The following is a 17,081-nucleotide window of genomic DNA, read 5'->3' as shown; positions in this document are numbered from 1 at the left end:
TTCGAAGAGGAAGCACTGGCTGGATGGTCTACGACAGCGAGCTCAAGGGGCCAGCGCAGATAAAGAAAAATGGCCGCTTTGCCGAGAAGCTCACCAAAGAACAAGCTGAGATTGTAGCCGAGGGGCTGACAAGTCAGAAAACGGAGCGATGCTGGCCTTCAACGCAATAGGTCAGATCAGGGCGCTAGACTGCGCCCCTTCTAACTGACGAAACCGCGCCTTTCGCGAACATGCCCCGAATCTTCGGGGCAAGAGCCGGGGCACGTTCATTCGCCCGATGTCGCTCTGCCGAGGAGCGGCGCATTGCTAACGACGCATCGAAGGCGCCGTTCCTAACGACTTTTCATTGCCGACCCGAGCCGGTGTTCAACTTGCTTGCGGCTGTTGCCGACCTTCTTGACGGCCTTCTTCACCGACGCTGCCGACTTCCGGGCTTTCTTCGCCTCATAGCTCACCTCGTAATCCTGCCCGCCGGCGACGCGCGCACGGTCCTGCTTGCGACCACGCGCGATCTGCTTCTTGCATTCTTTGCCATTCAGGCCTCCCAATCGCGCCGCAGTTCCGTCGCGGCAAATCGGGGAACAACGAGCCCGCCCCGAGCAACGTATTCAACCTGATGGACGCCTTGAAGCAGAGCATCCAGAGCGGTGGCAAGGCGCCGCCCGCGAAATCCACCAAGGCGAAGAAGGCGCCCGCCAAGCCGCGCCGCAACGCCGACTGAGACACAGTCTGGTCATTTCTGCCCTGCCTGTCGAGCAGCGCTACAGTCGTGCCTACCGGCGCCAGCCCGGCGCGAACGCGATGCCTCACGCGGCGCATGTCGATTGAACGTCGCTATCGAGCAACCGGCCTAGTATCCGGCGTTCTTCCTCGATCCTCCGTCGATAGCGTTCGCGCTCTTGTTCCGAGGTCGCGCTATCCAGCAGGAATTGATAGTGACCGATGACTTTTTCGCTGCCTCTTATGAGCAGTTGTTGCAGCCCATTCATGACGTGATCTCCTCGCAAGCCGCGCGATCGAACGAGGAGGGAAGTGGCGGAATGTCGGCCGCGAGGCCTTGCATCGCCGTGACTTCTTCGGCGAGCCGTCTTTCAATGAATTCACGCTCGAGGTCGGAGAGCTGGGTCTGCAGCAGTCGCCGATACCGATGAATATTGTTGCGGTGAGCGCGCAGCTGTTCAAGCCGGTGGTCGAACAGTTCTGAGCTCCGGCGCCTTGCCTGTCCAAATCTTGACCGCCAGCGTCCCTCGAGGCGGTCGATGACCTGCTTCGGTAGCCTGATGTCTGTCATCTCGCGCTCCTATGCAGCCAGGCAGCGGTCGACGGAGCGCAGGCGGGCAGGCCGGCCGCCTGGCGGATGGCGCGGATCGCCGTCGAGCGCGCGAAGCGCTTCGAGGATGTCGCGGACAGGAACGGGCGATTTGAGCCCCTTGGATGCCCGCAAGGCGGGATTGGACGCTACAGCGCTGGCGTCCGAGGCCCAGGATGCCAGGAGAGCGCGCTTCTCGGCGAGGCTCAGGCGAGGATCCCGCACCACATCGTGCGGGGTCTCATATTCGTGGTGGGTGCAAGTCGGCAGATGAAAGCCAATAACGTTATGAGCAGGCGCGGTCGTCGGCCGCATGGATGCCTCCGTTCGAAAGACGAGTTGCTGAGAAGACGAAGCCGCGTCCCGTTCGTCGGACGCGGCTTCGCCGTTTCGATCAGGCGGCGACGCTTTCCAGCTGTCGGGGCGCCGTGTTCGACGCCGCATTGATGGCGATGCGTCGCGGCTTCATCGCCTCCGGCACCTCGCGCGCCAGCTCGATCCTGAGAAGCCCGTTGTCGAACGCCGCGCTCTTGACCTCGACGTAATCGGCCAGGCTGAACTGGCGCTTGAACCTGCGCGTCGAGATGCCCTGATAGATGTATTCGCGCTCGGCCTTTTCGACCTTGACGCCTTCGACAGTCAGAACGTTCTGCTCCGCCGTGACAGAAATTTCGTCGGGCGCAAAACCGGCGATCGCGAGCACGATCTGATAGCGGTCTTCGGACAGCCGTTCGATGTTGTAGGGCGGGTAGTGATCTTCGCCGGCCCGGTGGGCTGCTTCGGCGAGATCAAAGAGCCGGTCGAATCCGATGGTCGACCGGAACAGGGGAGAGAAGTCGTATGTGCGCATAGCCAAATCCTCCATAGAGCAAGATGGATATGGACGGCACCGGACACGACCGGTGCCCGTCTCGCCTGGCCCCGAGGGCGACCAGGCCCCAGCCTCCGCGATGGGGCTGGCGCGAGAAAAATAAAAATCGGAGATGCCCTGTCAAGAACCCGGTCGAAAAAATTTTTGCGGTTAGGACCGCTGGATACGTAAGCGCATCAGCCGAACGCGGACGTGAAAGCCGGGGGGCGCAAATTCGTCGGCACCGGCCGAAGGACTAAGGGCACCCCGAAAAGCGGCCCCGGCGACCGTGGAAGCTGGGGCCAGTTTACTGGACGTTCTCAGTGCCGGTAGCGATGCGGCACAGAACAGGGCAGCCAATGCCACTGCATCCACTTCGTTCCTAATCGAAAAGGCCCCAGCATCCGGATCATGCTTGGGTCAAGTCGGATCGCCGAGCCGCTGTCCGCCGAGAAGCAGCGATCGTCGCTATCAGGGCTGAAAAAATACGAAATGAAAATTACGTGCCCCGTTGCTAGGAGCCTCCCAAATGAGGCCCGGCTCCGGAAATAACGTCTGTGAATCTCGCTGGATTTTTTTCCCTGAACGCCCGGCGGGCAAGGAACCATCGAGACGGCATAGCGTCTAATTGACGCTTCTAGTCAGCCAAGGTGCCCCCCGACTGCCAGAAGAAAACCCGTATCGCTCGGGTTGGCGGCTCCCAGGTTGGGGCCGCTTCCAGTTCACTGCGAACTTGATCGCCGCCAATTCACATAGTTCAATGACTGGGCGCCCACACCCTAGACGTTAATTGCCGGGTTGGTATTTCACGGATGGTAGTTGCAATGGAATTAATTGGACGCCCGATGCGAAGCCGCTTCCTCGTTCGGAAAGGAAGCACTGGTTGGATGGTCTACGACAGCGAACTCAAAGGGCCAGCGCAGATAAGAAAAGATGGCCCCTTTGCCGAGAAGCTAACCAAAGAACAAGCTGAGATTTTAGCGGAGGGGCTGGCGAACCAAGCGGCGCAGATTCGCAAAATCTGATACTTACCTCTCGGGCATGCTTAAATTCAATTTTTAACTGCCGACCGTTGGGCAATCTGTCGCGGGAGCATATGCATGACTCCGGGTACTGCCGCTTGTTCTCGACGAAGCCAATTTGCGTACGTGGCGAAGTCAGCTCGAAGAACGGTGCCTAGCCCCGCCATTTCTCTCGAAAGGAGCGACGGCGAAGGGTTCACGGCGGATTCGCAAAGTACGCGTGCTGGTGATCGCAAATCTGGTGGCCTGCGCCGCCGTCCTTTTCGTATTGGCTGCGCCCCGTCCCGCCACAAGTAATGTTGCGCTCGGTGACCGGTGGCAATGCAGCAAGGCCGGGTTTGTCTTCACGACTTGCCGCCAGATCCCGCCAGCGCCGAAAACCGATGTCGATTTTACAGGGGTCGTCGGGAGATCAGCGACCAGAGGGTCGCACGCTTTTCTGTGGGACGGGACGTTCGGGATGACACATGGCGGTCCGTTTCGGGAGGAGCTGGCGTGCGGCCCAGGCACCGGCTCTTCTTCCAAACGTCTGTGTGAGCCAAGCAACAGTCGTTTGACGCAAAGGCCTGCTAGGTAACCGATACTTGGATTTTCAGGGCCCCAGCGCCGGGAATGACAGGGCGCCGCCGGGACAAACCATTTCGGGCCCGGCGGCGTACTTTTGAGATTTGGCGACTGCACGCGTGAGAGAGGCGTCTCCAGTATGCATGGCAATAAAATCATTACCAAGACTATGTTGGTCGCGCTGGCCATCGGCATTGCCGTATGGGCCACGATGGGCGCTCCCCAGCCGGACACAAATTCGGCCGTTCATCTCGCCAGCTGGAGATGAGCCGAGCGGGCGCTCGGGCCTGCTCGTTATCGCATTTAGCTAGTCTGGACCTTGGCACCCTCCTCGTTCCGGATGCTCCTAGGGGCCGCTGGGGACATCCCGCGCAGAGCATAAGCGCGCCGCATTTTCGTCACGCAAAAACGGCCGGCCTGCTCATCCAGCATTCACATTCAACTTCCTACAGTTTGGGGGCCTTAGATTCCACGAGAGGAAACCATGAAACTTAAATTTGCACTTGTTGGACTTGCTGCGCTCGGCAGCCTTGCTGCGGCAGCAAGCGCGTCGGCGATGCCGCTCGCCACACTTTCTCCCGCTTCAAACGTCGAGAACGTCGCCGTAGTCTGCGGCCCGAACGGCTGTGTCCGCACGGCGCCCGTCTACAGGCGGTACGGCTACGGCTACGGCTATCGTGGCTACGGCGTCCGTCGTTACGGATACGTGCACAGGGGCTACGGCTATCATAGGGGTTACGGCTATCACGGCGGTTATCGCCGCTGGTGACGAGCGCAAAAGCCCGTCGGTAGGATTGATCTGCATCACTCGCGTGTGTTGACCGCGCTGCTACCGCTGTGTTGCGGGGACAGGGCCAGTTGGAAGACCGCCGCCGGGATACTGCATTTCAAGCCCGGCGGCGTACTTTTTGGGATCAGATCCAGGCCGTCCCCCAGTCAGGCAGATGATCCGGAATCGGCTTATCGAACAGCGGCACCCGTCACGGCAAAGCCCGCGCCTTCGATAGCGCTCTCTGCATACTCGACTTTGCCTTTCCATTCGAAATGAAAGACTTGCCCCTTTCGGTGCGCGCTCACCGTCTGGGCCGGCTTCTGATTAATGGAACAGCAACGTCGTTTGCATAAGATGCAGTCCACTCGCTGCAGGACGCTCGAAAATGACCGAGTACGTCATCAGGGAAGTTGGCCTTCGCCAGTGGCTCGTGTTTGCCGATCGGCGAAGCATCGCTTTTTGCGCCGACGAAGATGAGGCGGTGAAAGCCATGACCGAACATAGTGCGCGCCGCGGTCGACCGCCGGAAACAATGGAAATTGCGTTAAGGGGGAAACCCGCCGGGGCGTGAACCGGTCGCTAGGCTAAGTTGACGGCTGCAACGGCCATCGTCTGCCTTAGCTTGTAGTGCCAGCCCTCCGGGCCGATCGTGTCGGTGCCGGGCCATTCCTCGCCCGCGTCTTCGTACCGGTTCACGTACTCGAGAACCGCCGCGACGTTGGCCATGGTGGGAGTCGTTGGAGCCAGATTCCATGCCGCGTCTTTCTCCGCATGGCAGCATGCCGATTGATGGTCGTCGGCATCCCAATAGGCCTCGGAGCGATACTCAGTGGCATCGGTCGCCGTGGTGGATGCGCTGGGGTCTGCGGCGGCCTGTCTGTGCTTTGCGATACCTTCCAGCGCCGGAACAGCGGCGGAGCTGACGGCCCCGGTCTGATAGCGCCGCCTGGCTCCGTTGAGGGCTGACGAGGCTGCCCGGTTGCCGGACAGCAATATAAGGTCGAATGCGACCGACCATCCACTGTGACGTTGTAAGAACAGCGGTAGTCTTTGCAGAAAACAATGACGCGCGTTGCCCCCGTTTCGCGCATCTCGACGAACGTGATCTTGGTGGGAAAGTCTCGCATGGGCTGAATTACTGCGCTTGCTGGTGCAGCCCGCAATAGCACGACAAATTGCGTATTAGCGGCCGCTCCAACGCAAGGCGTCGGTCAAGATCGCGCAGCCCGGGAAAAGACCTTCTCGTACCCGTTCAAGCGCGGCCAGCTTGTGGCATTGCGAACGAACTCCGCATTAAACGCGGCCGCAAGAAAGTCCCCGTGCATCGTTGGAACCCTGTCACCAGAACAATTGTTGTCTTGATGCACCGGCGGAGGCCGCGGAAGTGGCAGACGAACTTGAATATTCGGGTCACCATGCACGCTCGAAGACCAAGCTTTTGCCGTCATGGAGCTGTCCCGGGTGGTGATCCGCGCCGCGGATGGCGACGTGGTGCCGTTTCCAAGGCCGTAGCCTGAGATGGAATTGTTTCTCCGCCCCACCGTCATAGTCGGCGAGACGAGCCGATACGGGTTTTCTTCTGGCAGTCGGGGGCGGTTGGCTGACCAGAAGCGTCAATCAGATGCTTCCGTCCTATGGTGAGTTCCTGCGTGCCGCGCACAAAGTAGCAATCGGGAGCGTGCTAACAATGGCTCGTCGGGTTCGCGCCCGATCTACAACTGGCCTCAGCACCGGCCCTAGGCCACCCCCAAAGTGCTGAGCCGTTTCTTCAGGACACCTGATGCCGGCGCACTTCTCCGATCGCCATGTTGAGGATAGGGAGGTGATCGGCGGCGAGCTGTCGCTGAATGAGGCTAACAGCCCATCCCTCCGGGATAGCGTCCAGCACTCGGTCAACGGCTTCTTCGCGCGAGGTCGCAGCGAGCCAGATTTGGACCTCGCCGTCATCGGTCGTCACGCGGACTAGATGAACCTCGGTCGCCTTTTGCATGAGCAATAAAAGCGGCATCGAGGGATTCGTTTCAAAAATCTTCACATAAGATAAGGCCGGAACTGGAGTGGGACATGGCTCCTGACACGCCTAAGTAAATGCGCCGGGCAGGCCCCGGTTGGACGCTTACGGAGTAGAAGGGATCGACAATTACCGCTGAAACCGTGCCAATGGAGACCTTCTTGCCTTTGCGTTCGGTGCTATGATTGGGGCACCAACGGCAGTGCAACATCTGGTTTTGGGGGCTTATCTTGGCGCCAAGAAGAGAGTCGGGACTTCAACGCGAACCTCTCGTCAGCGAGCCGGCCCTGGAACGTGCCGAGCGCTTGGCCAATCTGCTGGCCGCCATAGTTGAATCCAGTGACGACGTGATCGTTAGCAAAAATCTCGATGGCATTATTACAAGCTGGAATAAGGCGGCAGAGCGCATCTTCGGCTACGCGGCCGCCGAGGCGATCGGCCGGCCTATTACACTTGTGATCCCGGAGGACCGACAAAGCGAAGAACGTCAGATTTTAACTCGCATTCGACGAGGTGAGCGCATCGACCATTTTGAGACTGTTCGGCGACGTAAGGATGGTAGCTCAATCATCGTTTCGCTGACCGTTTCTCCCGTCAAAGATGCCCACGGCAACATCGTTGGCGCATCAAAGATTGCTCGAGATATTACCGAGCAGAAACGAACTCAGGAGCAGATTAGCATTCTGGCTCGCGAGGCGGAGCACCGAAGCAAGAACATCCTCGCGAACGTACAGGCAATTATCAATCTTTCTCGGTCTGACAGCTCCGAGAGCCTCAAGGAAGTGATCAGCGGGCGCATCCAAGCGTTGGCAAATGTTCACTCGCTGTTTGTTGAAACGCGGTGGGTCGGAGCAGAAGTCTCGGCGATCGCCGAGCAGGAGCTCGCCCCTTATCTCCAAGAAGGCCACGTAAAGCGGATTGTGATGGAGGGGCTGCAAACCGTAATAGAACCCACCGCTGCGCAGGCGATTGCTGTGGTTTTACATGAATTGGCAACCAACGCTGCCAAGTATGGAGCGCTATCTAACGCTAAAGGCCGGATTAGATTGGCGTGGTCACGCACCGAGGATGGACAGCTAATGCTTCGCTGGACCGAATTGGGCGGTCCGAGGGTAACTGCGCCCGAACGCAAGGGCTTTGGTAGTCGCCTCATCGAAGGAACGATCGCCCCACTTGGCGGCAAGGTGCTCTTTGACTGGCGCGCGGAAGGACTAGTTTGCGAAATCGCCGTTCCGACGTAATCCCAATAGCTTGGCTCCGCTGCTCTTAGCCACCAACTCTCCTCATGGCCCATCGCGACATATTGCGCTGCCCCACGAACTTGGTCGCAATGGTCGCTATAGAAGTAAAGCGGACGTACTCACCAGTCACATGACGCCGCCGGGTTTATAGGTACACGGCCTAGCTAAACGCGTATGCGGTCATGCTGGCGATGAGAACCAAGACACCCAGCACCGTAACAGACGCAAATGTCCGCTCCACTCCGTTCATGTCTTCCATGTCTATTCTCCCTGTCAGGAGGGCGACCGTTGCAATGTTTCAGGAGCGGCGTCGTTAACCTTCGTGAATCGCGCTTCGTAATTTACGAAGTTCACTGGTACGTTCGACGGCGTGTCCAACCAAAATGATGGCCCAACACTCTGGGGGCCGACGGGCCAGTGCTGGGGCCGACGCTGCCAGATAGGCGCAACTATCCTGCCAGGCCCAATTCGATTCGCAAGCCCGGACTTTGATACCTCCAGCGAGGGTACCCGCTGAATCAAAAAGGGGCCGATCACGCGACGGCCCCTTGCCGGACAAATGAAAATTGCTTCGGAATGAAAACTAGCCCCGGCACTTGAAATCCTAGAATCAAACGGCACGGATGCTGATTCCGTAAAATCACGGAGCGGCGAAGTGTCCCAGACGGAGGCCAGCGCCAGTTGGAGGCTTTTTAGAAAACGGCCCCAGCGAGGGGTTACCCCGCTGGGGCCGGGTCGACGTCATCACCTAAGGGATCGGCTATTAGAGGAGGAGCCAACGCCGACGACGAGTGCCAGAACGATATTACATGTGGTGAGATGACACACGGTTACAGGATGCCACGGAAAAGCTCTCCCTGCATTTGCATAGGCAACTCAGATAGCGTGCCCTAATTCGCGAATGCCGCAGCAGCCGATAAGAAGCTGTAGCCGTCAAAAAAAGATAAGATCCCCAACCAACACTACGCCGATGACGCCCAAAACTACGATGATGAGAATCCACATCTCGGCGTTCGTCATGGCTGCGCTCAGAAAAGAAAATGGCCCCAGCGAGGGAGCACCAGCTGAGGCCAAGGAAACCACTCAAACCAAGCGGTGCCTAAACGTCGCCGATTGCAACTTTGTTCCCGAAAAGGAAATGGCCCAGCGATCGCAGAAGCCGGGGCCAGTGCGCAGCTGGGCGACTCAGTGCTCCAAGATATCCGGCGTGAAATCCCAGTGGAGAAAGCAGCGCTTCATCCGGTTCACGGCGATGATCGCGAATGTACCCCGGGTCTTCGGGGGCAAGAGCCGGGGCACGTTCATCGCTCCTATGCCGCTCTGCCGCGAGCGACGCATTGCTAACGACGCTTCGAAGGTACCGTCCTAGCGACTTTTTCATCGCCATCCCGAGCCAGGCGCTCAACTCGCTTGCGGCTATTGCCGACCTTCTTGACGGGCCTTCTTCGACGCCGCCGACTTCCGGGTTTTCCTCGCCTCGTAGCTCACCTCGTAATCCTGACCGCCGGTGACGCGCGCACGATCCTGCTTGCGGCCGCACGCGGCCTGCTTCTTCGCTTTCTTCGCCATTCAGGCCTTCCAAATCGCGCCGCCAGATCCTATCCGGAAAATCGGGGAGATCTCATCGCATGAAAAGCCAAGTAATACTGGCGATGAGCACTGCAAACGACACCGCCGCAGCGCAGACGAAGGCGACTTCCACGCCATCGAAATGGTGGTGATCCATTTGCATGGTGTGGCCTCCTTAGATCGGCGCACGCGGGCTTGCGGACAGAAGCCACTCCGCCAAATGGGCAGTGGTTTCGTCGTGCCTCGCTCGTCTTAGCAGCGACTCGCGCTCTCGACCTGGGGGGAGTGCCTTAGCCCGTCTACGTAGCTCTCTGGCTTCCTTGGTAAGGCGTTCTTCAAGGGGGTATATCTGCTTTACTCTGCGCCGCCGCTTCATAGCTCCTCTCTCCAAAGCTGACGTTGATGTACCAAAAATGCAGAAAACCGAATGAGCGGAAAAGTTCCAAGAGAGGACGGGGCTTAACTCGCAAAACTGTCCCTCAGCACCTAGCATGCTTAAATTCGTGACTGCTGACGTTGGAAACTGGTTCCGGCCTGGCCCTAGTGGTTTCATGAGATCAAGTATGACGGCTATCGCCTGCGTCTCGTGCACGACCGAGATCGCGTCCAGGTGATCGCCAAGGGTGGCCATGATCGGACCAAGCGATTTCCATGGATCGTGAGTCCGCCCTGAAGACGGGATTACCCAGGTGATGATCATCGAAACTGGCTTGCACCTAAATCCGAAGCATCCCTAGCAGGCTGTTGAAGAACTCAGCCGCGTTCGCAAACGAAGCCTGAATCGTCGCCATTGTGGATGTAGAAGTGGCCAACGAGCCTGCCAGCAGTGCCGATCATAACCCACCCGCGACCGCAGACGGGGTCATTCTCGTCGTGCCCTTCCCATGAGAACTCCGCGCAGGCCGAACCGTCTCGCGCGCCGTAGCGGACGTCGAGAAAGCCCTTTAGCGCACCGAAGGCAATTTCACCGTCGGACTTACCCTGGAAGGTGAGATGCGCCTCTTCGACAAGATCGAGGAAGTCGCTGTCCCAGTTGTCCATGTCGGCGATGCGCCAGCGGCCGGCAAAGGCCTTGGCGAAGCCAGGCACCTTGGCCATCAGGCGTCCTCCGCTATCAGCTTGGGCAGCCGCACCAGATTGTAGGCGGCAGAAGCGAAGGTAAAGGCCCATGCGACGCGATCACGGCCCCGGAAGCAGGTCTTTTCTTGCCCGGCGACCGTCTTGATCCAGCCGAATGCCTCCTCGATGCGCTTGCGGATGCGCTGGCTGACGGCATAGCCGCTGTGCCGGGTCGTTCGCCCGTCGATCGCGGAGCTGCGGCCGCTGGTGTTCTGCGCAACATGCGGCGTCACGTTCATCGAGCGCAGCTCGTTGACGAAGTCTTCTGCATCATAGGCTTTGTCGGCGCCAAGTGTGATCGCTGTCGGCCGGTCGGCACGCGGCTCGATCATGTGCAGCGCGGCCACCCGTTCGGCATGGCCGTTCGCCAGCGTCAGGCAGGCGTCGACCAGCAGGCCGTGGCGGTTCTCCATCAGCCCATGCCCGATGAAGCACAGCTTCGTCTCCTTGCCTTTACCCTTGCGGTACAGCCTGGCATCGGGATCGGTGGTCGAAGCATGGGTGTCGTTGGAGCGTTTCTGGCCGTGGAAGTCCGCTTCAGCATTGCGCCCGCCGCCTGGCGCCGGCGGCTCGCCAGAGCCGTCCTTCGGCTTCACGCTCTTCATCGAGGCCCAGGCCTCGATCAGCGTGCCATCGACCGAGAAGTGATCGCTCGACAGGAGCTTCGTCACCTTGGGCTGCGCCAGCACCGCCGCCAGGAACTTGGCCGCGATGTCGCCTTCCAGCAGCCGGTCGCGGTTCTTCGAGAACACAGAATGGTCCCAGACTGCGTCGTCGATACCGATTCCGACGAACCACCGGAACAGCAGATCGTATTCCAGCCGCTCCATCAGAAGCCGCTCCGAGCGGATCGAATAAAACGCCTGCAACAGCATCGCCCGCAGCAGCTTCTCCGGCGGGATCGACGGCCGTCCGATCGGCGAATAAAGCGCGGCAAACTCGCGCTCCAGCGCCGACAGCCCCTCGTTCACAATCGTCCGGATCGCTCGCAGCGGATGATCACGCCGCACCCGCGCCTCCAGATCAACATAGCTGAACAGCTCGCCCGTTCGATTGTCGCCGCCGCGCACGCATGATCTCCGAATCCCGTCGGAGCCAATGAATCACGGTCACGGGTCCACGGCGAACGCCTTTTTCAACAGCCTGCTAGTGCAATCGATCCGCCGTAGAAACTCTCATCTCGGCCGCGCAAGACCATGTTAGCGCCCACATAGAAGGTCTTAGCTCTATTCGGCTTGTTTCGACCCAAGCGGGGAGATCTGACTCTCTGGTCACCGCTTTGTGGGCGGTCTGCCGGCCATGAGCGTGTTCAGCCCTCAGGTCGCACGACAGCGCATTTGCAGGCGCGTCAGCGATCACCTTCTGCACTACCCTTCCCGAGCTTAGTAATGTCCGTGCCACTTTTTGCCGAGTGATGGTGCGTCACCTTCCTTCGTCGCCTCGCTGCGCGGGCAAGATTCAAGCGAGCCGCTTCGGTTCGAAATGGTATCGACCTCTTGCCCGTTTGCTGGAGCGAGATCTCCCGATGCTGCAGTGCGTCGCGAGATCTCCTGCTGCTGCAGTGCGTCGAGGTCACGCAGATACTCCCGCTCGAGATTCTCTAGAGCTGTTCGCACGCTGCCTAGCGGAAGTTCTAAGGCGATAGCAGCGCATCGTTTGATGCGGCCACACAAGACTTCTCGTCGGATTGTCAAAATGCGTCGCTTGGCCATTAAAGTCTTGCATCCGAACAGAGTCAGCTGCGGACCAAGCTACGCAGTCGAACGATTTTCATCAACCATCAGCGTTACTGGGCGACAGTCGGCTTGGCTTAACGGAGCACATATCGGACAAGCCTGCATCGCCGAAGCGTGAGTAAGTATCATGCGGGACACTTCCCTTTGGTTCGGCTTCGCATCCACTACCGGATTTCCAGTACCTTGATCGCCCGGGCGGATATTTCCGAAGGGTCCGCAATGTCCGTTTGTGCGACCTTGATGACCGTCTTCGCGATCATTTCCGTCAGTGGGTCGTCGCCGTCTTTGACACAGAGTGCATGCAAAGTTCGTTCGTAAGCTGTCACGATACGGCTAATCTCTGTTGGCTTCATTTCGCGGATTTGCGTCTGCAGGTAGATCGACATCTTTTACTCCTGAGCCTGCGCAGGTCGATGATCAATATTCTCCGCCGCAGACCAACGATGCGCGCAGTTACTACTCCATCACAGTTGCTCGGCACCTTTGTATCTTTCCATACGACGGTTAGTAGCGAAGCAAGTGTATCTTTCAACCTCCGCAATCCGCTCATCGCGGAGGGTCATCTTTTGCATTTCAAATCTCAGCCATACCCGCGGCCGTCAGGACAGGGAGCGTATCCTGAATTTCGACGAACCCCATCTGATTGAGCTTCTGAACGTCGGCAGGATCGAGCGGACTGACGACAAAGCGTTTGGCGCGAATATCCCGCAAGACCCAGCGAAGTCGGATAGCCTCGTCCAAGGGTAAACTCTTCAGCTCACTCATACTGCCGAACAATCCTTCCATCACGCCGCGCGGGCGCGCAGCTCAGGCTGGCGAAGCTTGTCCAGCAGTTGCTGCTCTTCGTGGATGCGTTGGCGAAAGCCCTCGCGCTCCAGTTCCGAGGTCGCGGTATCAAGGAGATACTGGTAATGACCGATGATCTTCTCGCTACCGCGAATGAGTATCGCCTGAAGGTCGATCATGGGTGGTTTTCTCCCGATGTCTCGGCGGCCGGGATCGACATCGGGCGTGCGCCGAGAGGCGGGACGCTAGATGCCACACATTGCATGACATCAAGCCCCTCGGCGAGGCGCCTCTCGATGAACTGACGCTCCAAGTCGAAGAGCTGCGTACCCATAAGCCAGCGATAACGGCGGATGTTGTTTCGGTGCTCTCGCAGTTGTTTAAGGCGCTGGTCGATCAATCTGGAATGTTGCGTCTCCTTCGAGCAATAACTTGACGACCACCGGGCTTCAATCCTGTCCACGACTTGCTTTGGTAGCTTGATATCGGTCATGGCAGGCTCCTAGGCTGCAAGGCGACGCATTGTCGAGCGCATGCGAGGCGCTTATCTCCCAGCGGATGCTCGAACTTTCGTTGGTTTTGGAATGATGGCTTCAGATCATTCAGACAGGTAAGCGCGGTCGTCGGCCGCATGGCTGCCTCCGTCCTGTAGACGATATCGATGTGAAGGCTGCGTACCGATTTCCGGCACGCAGCTCGGGCCGGGTCAGGCCGCAGATTCGAGCTGTCGCGGCGGTCTCGTCTGCGCTGCATTGATCGTAATCCGCCGCGGCTTCATGGTCTCGGGGATTTCGCGCGCAAGCTCAATCTTGAGGAGCCCGTTGTCGAATGCGGCGCCTTTGACCTGTACGTAATCGGCCAGGCTGAACTGCCGCTTGAACCTCCGGGTAGAGATGCCACGGTAGAGGTATTCGCGCTCGGTCTTTTCGACCTTGTTTCCTTCGACGGTAAGTACGTTCTGCTCGGCCGTCACCGAAATCTCGTCGGACGAGAAGCCTGCGACCGCGAGTGCAATCTGATAGCGGTCTTCCGCCAGCCGTTCAATGTTGTAGGGGGGAAAGTTGTCCTCCTCACCCGACCGATTGGTCATCTCGGCGAGATCGAAAAGACGGTCGAAGCCGATGGTTGACCGGAAGAGAGGAGAGAAGTCGTATGTGCGCATAGCCAAATCCTCCAGGGAGCAAGATGGATATGAACGGCACCGGGGACACGACCGGTGCCCGTCTGGTCTGGGTCCGGATTGGCACCCAAACACCGCCCCGTTAAGTTGGGGTGGCGCGGCAAAAATTAGGCAGCAGATTGATCGCGTCAAGAGCCACTCAGAAAAAAAATTGGTGATCCTCGCCGGCCACTCATGATGATTCCGTTGGCGGCGCTCCAGAAACCTTGCCGCGCCGATCTACCGCGATGCAATAGGCCGCATGGATGCCGCCCCTTCCTGATCCGATCGATGCCCTGCTGAGAGCTGAAAACTTCCCTTCTCGATACTTCAGAGGTGCTCGCTTGCGCTCGGAGCTGGCGCGATCATGGCGACCGAGAAGAAGCATACCGGCCCGTCACAGCCAGCTACGGCTCGCTGCAAAGACCGGCATGACCAAGCGAAGGTTTTGGACGCGATCATGCGCCTAGACGCGATCGCGCGAAACCATAAACAGCGACCAACATTCCTTTGCCAGCCTGCCAAAACACGAGGCGACAACATCGTCTAAGAGGACGATTTATCCTTGGCCGACCGCGAGGTTGCCAGCCGGCTTCGCAGTTCGTTAGCCTTCGTCTCGCAGTCCAAGGCGAGCGTCAACAACCGACCCTTGGCCGCGCTATCGCAATCTCAGAGGCTTGTCGCCGAAGCTCTTTGGCCTTTCAAAAGGCGCGCGACTTCTGTCGGCATCACCACAGGTTAATAGCACAGGGTCTTTGCCCAAAGTTCCTGCGCTACTTTCCACTTCAACGGCGGTCAGCTAAGGGTCGGACATCGTTGGGTCCGATCCTGCCCAGGTTGCAGGATGCTCCACGGCGTCACGTTGGGCGACATCAGTATGTCGATCCTCAGCCTTGGAGCTTTCGTTTCCCACTGCATTCAGCGGATTGACTCGAGGTACGCAATCGGCGGCGATGGCCGAACGTCAGCGGGTATTGCGGTCGTTCTGGGCGGACTATTCAGCCCCCAAGCAGCCAGAGATGGCATCGCCAGCGCCGATGCCAGCGACGCCGTCAGAAGACGGCGCCATAAGCGCTGTGTGGAGTTCTTGCGCTTCTCCGCACGAGCGGAGCCAATGGTGTGATCCATGATCATCTCATCCTCCTGTCGTTAATATTAACCCATGCGATGGTTACGAAGCTTGAGACCGCGTGCGAGCAGCGGCGTCTGTATGCCCTCCTATCTATCTTCGGTTTCCTTGATCGGCAAAAATCGCGCCCAGCCGCCACGCAAGCGGCCGGGCGCGGCTCCTGTCAGAAGTCCATTGGTGGCGCGGCCGTTGAAGCAAGCTCAGCTTTCTTGGGCTTGTCGGCCACCAGCGCTTCGGTAGTGATCAACAGCGAGGCCACCGAAGCCGCATCCTGCAGGGCGGTTCGCACGACCTTGGCCGGATCGATCACACCGGCTTTCACGAGGTCCTGATATTCGCCGGTCGCCGCATTGAAGCCCCAGCTATAGCTGCTGCTTTCGAGGAGCTTGCCGACGACCAGCGAGCCGTCCTCACCCGCATTCTGGATGATCTGCCTGGCCGGGACCTGGATCGCGCGACGAACGATGTCGACGCCCGCCTTCTGGTCCGAATTTGTCGTTTTGATACCATCGAGCGCCTTCAGCGCACGCAGCAACGCCACGCCGCCACCGGGAAGGATGCCTTCCTCAACAGCAGCACGTGTCGCGTGAAGGGCATCGTCGACACGGTCCTTGCGCTCCTTGACCTCGACTTCGGTTGCGCCGCCGACGCGGATGACCGCCACACCGCCCGCCAACTTCGCCAGCCGCTCCTGCAGCTTCTCGCGATCGTAGTCGGAAGTGGTCTCCTCGATCTGGGCCTTGATCTGCGCGACTCGCGCCTCGATGTCCTTCTTGGCGCCGGCACCGTTGACGATGGTCGTGTTCTCCTTGTCGATCACAACCTTCTTCGCGCGGCCGAGCATGTTGAGCTTTACGTTCTCGAGCTTGATGCCAAGGTCCTCGGAGATTGCGGTGCCGCCGGTGAGGATCGCGATATCCTCAAGCATCGCTTTGCGACGATCGCCGAAGCCCGGCGCCTTCACGGCCGCGACCTTAAGTCCGCCACGTAGACGGTTGACGACAAGCGTCGCAAGGGCTTCGCCTTCAACGTCCTCGGCCACGATGAGGAGCGGCTTGCCGGATTGGACCACCCCTTCGAGCAGCGGCAGCATCGACTGCAGGCCGGACAATTTCTTCTCGTGGATCAGGATGTAGGGATCTTCGAGCTCGACACGCATTTTCTCGGTGTTCGTAACAAAATAGGGCGAGACATAACCGCGGTCGAACTGCATGCCCTCGACCACCTCGAGCTCGGTGTTGAGGTGTTTGGCCTCCTCGACCGTAATCACGCCTTCATTGCCCACCTTCTGCATCGCATCGGCCAGGAAACGACCGATCTCGCTGTCACCATTGGCGGAGATAGTGCCGACCTGAGCGATCTCGTCATTAGACGTGACTTTCTTCGCGTGGGTCTTGAGGTCGTTGACGATGGCGTCGACCGCGAGATCGATGCCTCGCTTGAGATCCATCGGGTTCATCCCGGCCGCGACCGATTTCGCGCCTTCCTTGACGATGGCTTGCGCCAGAACAGTCGCCGTGGTCGTGCCATCACCGGCGAGGTCGTTGGTCTTCGACGCAACCTCGCGCACCATCTGGGCGCCCATGTTCTCGAACTTGTCTTCGAGCTCGATCTCCTTGGCGACAGTAACGCCATCCTTGGTAATGCGCGGCGCGCCAAATGACTTCTCGATCACCACGTTGCGCCCCTTCGGGCCGAGGGTGACTTTCACCGCATTCGCCAGCGTGTCCACGCCCCGCAGCATGCGCTCGCGGGCCTCGGTTGAAAATTTGACTTCCTTGGCAGCCATGATCCTGATCTCCTTTCTATTCGAT

General features: G+C 59.1%; 21 protein-coding genes and 1 pseudogene. 6 read left to right on the top strand and 16 right to left on the bottom strand.

The annotated features are described in order from the left end of the window. The first annotated feature begins 23 nt into the window (after positions 1–23). The gene (locus tag ACVWY5_RS07640) at positions 24–170 is read left to right on the top strand and encodes a hypothetical protein (RefSeq protein WP_244481699.1); all 147 of its coding nucleotides are present in this window, start codon (positions 24–26) and stop codon (positions 168–170) included. 162 nt (positions 171–332) lie between these two features. Here ACVWY5_RS07640 and ACVWY5_RS07635 read toward each other — a convergent pair whose 3' ends face one another. The 5 genes from ACVWY5_RS07635 to ACVWY5_RS07615 all read right to left on the bottom strand — a co-directional run bounded on the left by ACVWY5_RS07635 (position 333) and on the right by ACVWY5_RS07615 (position 2,159). Continuing rightward, the gene (locus ACVWY5_RS07635; RefSeq protein WP_028337865.1) at positions 333–539 is read right to left on the bottom strand and encodes a DUF3606 domain-containing protein; all 207 of its coding nucleotides are present in this window, start codon (positions 537–539) and stop codon (positions 333–335) included. A 267-nt stretch (positions 540–806) separates the two neighbouring features. After that, a complete protein-coding gene (locus ACVWY5_RS07630; RefSeq protein ID WP_028337866.1) occupies positions 807–989 on the bottom strand; it encodes a hypothetical protein in 183 nt (60 codons plus the stop codon). After that, on the bottom strand, positions 986–1,291 hold the full coding sequence (locus tag ACVWY5_RS07625) for a hypothetical protein (protein ID WP_321177172.1): 306 nt from the start codon (positions 1,289–1,291) through the stop codon (positions 986–988). The genes ACVWY5_RS07630 and ACVWY5_RS07625 overlap by 4 nt, the downstream gene beginning before the upstream one ends. A 9-nt stretch (positions 1,292–1,300) precedes the next feature. Beyond that, positions 1,301–1,624 (bottom strand): hypothetical protein, encoded by a 324-nt coding sequence (locus ACVWY5_RS07620; protein ID WP_028337867.1) that lies wholly within the window; start codon positions 1,622–1,624, stop codon positions 1,301–1,303. Between the two features lie 79 nt (positions 1,625–1,703). After that, the gene (locus tag ACVWY5_RS07615; protein ID WP_028337868.1) at positions 1,704–2,159 is read right to left on the bottom strand and encodes an Hsp20 family protein; all 456 of its coding nucleotides are present in this window, start codon (positions 2,157–2,159) and stop codon (positions 1,704–1,706) included. An 887-nt stretch (positions 2,160–3,046) separates the two neighbouring features. Between ACVWY5_RS07615 and ACVWY5_RS07610 the strand changes: the two genes are divergently transcribed. From ACVWY5_RS07610 to ACVWY5_RS07600, 3 genes are all read left to right on the top strand, one after another. Beyond that, positions 3,047–3,184 (top strand): hypothetical protein, encoded by a 138-nt coding sequence (locus ACVWY5_RS07610; RefSeq protein ID WP_244481700.1) that lies wholly within the window; start codon positions 3,047–3,049, stop codon positions 3,182–3,184. A 1,045-nt stretch (positions 3,185–4,229) separates the two neighbouring features. Further along, the gene (locus ACVWY5_RS07605) at positions 4,230–4,514 is read left to right on the top strand and encodes a hypothetical protein (RefSeq protein ID WP_080667343.1); all 285 of its coding nucleotides are present in this window, start codon (positions 4,230–4,232) and stop codon (positions 4,512–4,514) included. Between the two features lie 388 nt (positions 4,515–4,902). Further along, complete coding sequence (locus ACVWY5_RS07600; protein ID WP_028337870.1) at positions 4,903–5,088, top strand: hypothetical protein; 186 nt, start codon at positions 4,903–4,905, stop codon at positions 5,086–5,088. 8 nt (positions 5,089–5,096) lie between these two features. Here the strand turns inward: ACVWY5_RS07600 and ACVWY5_RS07595 are convergent, their stop codons facing one another. Both ACVWY5_RS07595 and ACVWY5_RS07590 read right to left on the bottom strand, forming a co-directional pair. After that, positions 5,097–5,510: a hypothetical protein gene (locus ACVWY5_RS07595; RefSeq protein WP_028337871.1), complete on the bottom strand. Its 414-nt coding sequence runs from the start codon at positions 5,508–5,510 to the stop codon at positions 5,097–5,099. A 775-nt stretch (positions 5,511–6,285) separates the two neighbouring features. Further along, positions 6,286–6,552: a hypothetical protein gene (locus ACVWY5_RS07590; RefSeq protein ID WP_321177173.1), complete on the bottom strand. Its 267-nt coding sequence runs from the start codon at positions 6,550–6,552 to the stop codon at positions 6,286–6,288. Between the two features lie 281 nt (positions 6,553–6,833). Here ACVWY5_RS07590 and ACVWY5_RS07585 point away from each other — a divergent pair, with 281 nt between their 5' ends. Further along, entirely contained in the window at positions 6,834–7,769 is a 936-nt protein-coding gene (locus ACVWY5_RS07585) for a PAS domain S-box protein (RefSeq protein WP_321177174.1), read from the top strand. A 1,018-nt stretch (positions 7,770–8,787) separates the two neighbouring features. Beyond that, complete coding sequence (locus ACVWY5_RS07580) at positions 8,788–9,138, top strand: hypothetical protein (protein ID WP_321177175.1); 351 nt, start codon at positions 8,788–8,790, stop codon at positions 9,136–9,138. Here ACVWY5_RS07580 and ACVWY5_RS07575 read toward each other — a convergent pair. From ACVWY5_RS07575 to groL, 9 genes and pseudogenes are all read right to left on the bottom strand, one after another. Continuing rightward, positions 9,110–9,338, bottom strand: a pseudogene (locus ACVWY5_RS07575) (DUF3606 domain-containing protein). The gene ACVWY5_RS07580 and the pseudogene ACVWY5_RS07575 overlap by 29 nt on opposite strands. A gap of 753 nt (positions 9,339–10,091) precedes the next feature. After that, the gene (locus ACVWY5_RS07570; protein WP_431016702.1) at positions 10,092–10,436 is read right to left on the bottom strand and encodes a hypothetical protein; all 345 of its coding nucleotides are present in this window, start codon (positions 10,434–10,436) and stop codon (positions 10,092–10,094) included. After that, positions 10,436–11,527 (bottom strand): IS5 family transposase, encoded by a 1,092-nt coding sequence (locus tag ACVWY5_RS07565; protein ID WP_431016701.1) that lies wholly within the window; start codon positions 11,525–11,527, stop codon positions 10,436–10,438. Before ACVWY5_RS07565 ends, ACVWY5_RS07570 begins: the two co-directional genes overlap by 1 nt. A gap of 830 nt (positions 11,528–12,357) precedes the next feature. Then, positions 12,358–12,579 (bottom strand): hypothetical protein, encoded by a 222-nt coding sequence (locus tag ACVWY5_RS07560; RefSeq protein WP_028337184.1) that lies wholly within the window; start codon positions 12,577–12,579, stop codon positions 12,358–12,360. Between the two features lie 187 nt (positions 12,580–12,766). After that, positions 12,767–12,958: a hypothetical protein gene (locus ACVWY5_RS07555; protein ID WP_028352357.1), complete on the bottom strand. Its 192-nt coding sequence runs from the start codon at positions 12,956–12,958 to the stop codon at positions 12,767–12,769. 20 nt (positions 12,959–12,978) lie between these two features. Then, a complete protein-coding gene (locus tag ACVWY5_RS07550) occupies positions 12,979–13,158 on the bottom strand; it encodes a hypothetical protein (protein ID WP_028337186.1) in 180 nt (59 codons plus the stop codon). Next, positions 13,155–13,472 (bottom strand): hypothetical protein, encoded by a 318-nt coding sequence (locus ACVWY5_RS07545; protein WP_321177084.1) that lies wholly within the window; start codon positions 13,470–13,472, stop codon positions 13,155–13,157. The genes ACVWY5_RS07550 and ACVWY5_RS07545 overlap by 4 nt, the downstream gene beginning before the upstream one ends. A gap of 213 nt (positions 13,473–13,685) precedes the next feature. Then, a complete protein-coding gene (locus tag ACVWY5_RS07540; protein ID WP_028337188.1) occupies positions 13,686–14,141 on the bottom strand; it encodes an Hsp20 family protein in 456 nt (151 codons plus the stop codon). Between the two features lie 1,289 nt (positions 14,142–15,430). Further along, positions 15,431–17,056 (bottom strand): chaperonin GroEL, encoded by a 1,626-nt coding sequence (groL, locus tag ACVWY5_RS07535; RefSeq protein WP_028337190.1) that lies wholly within the window; start codon positions 17,054–17,056, stop codon positions 15,431–15,433. Positions 17,057–17,081: the final 25 nt, after the last annotated feature.

It is taken from the genome of Bradyrhizobium sp. USDA 3256, from assembly GCF_054058275.1.
The sequence above is the reverse complement of the archived record's forward strand: the minus strand, read 5'-3'. Positions and strand labels throughout refer to the sequence as shown.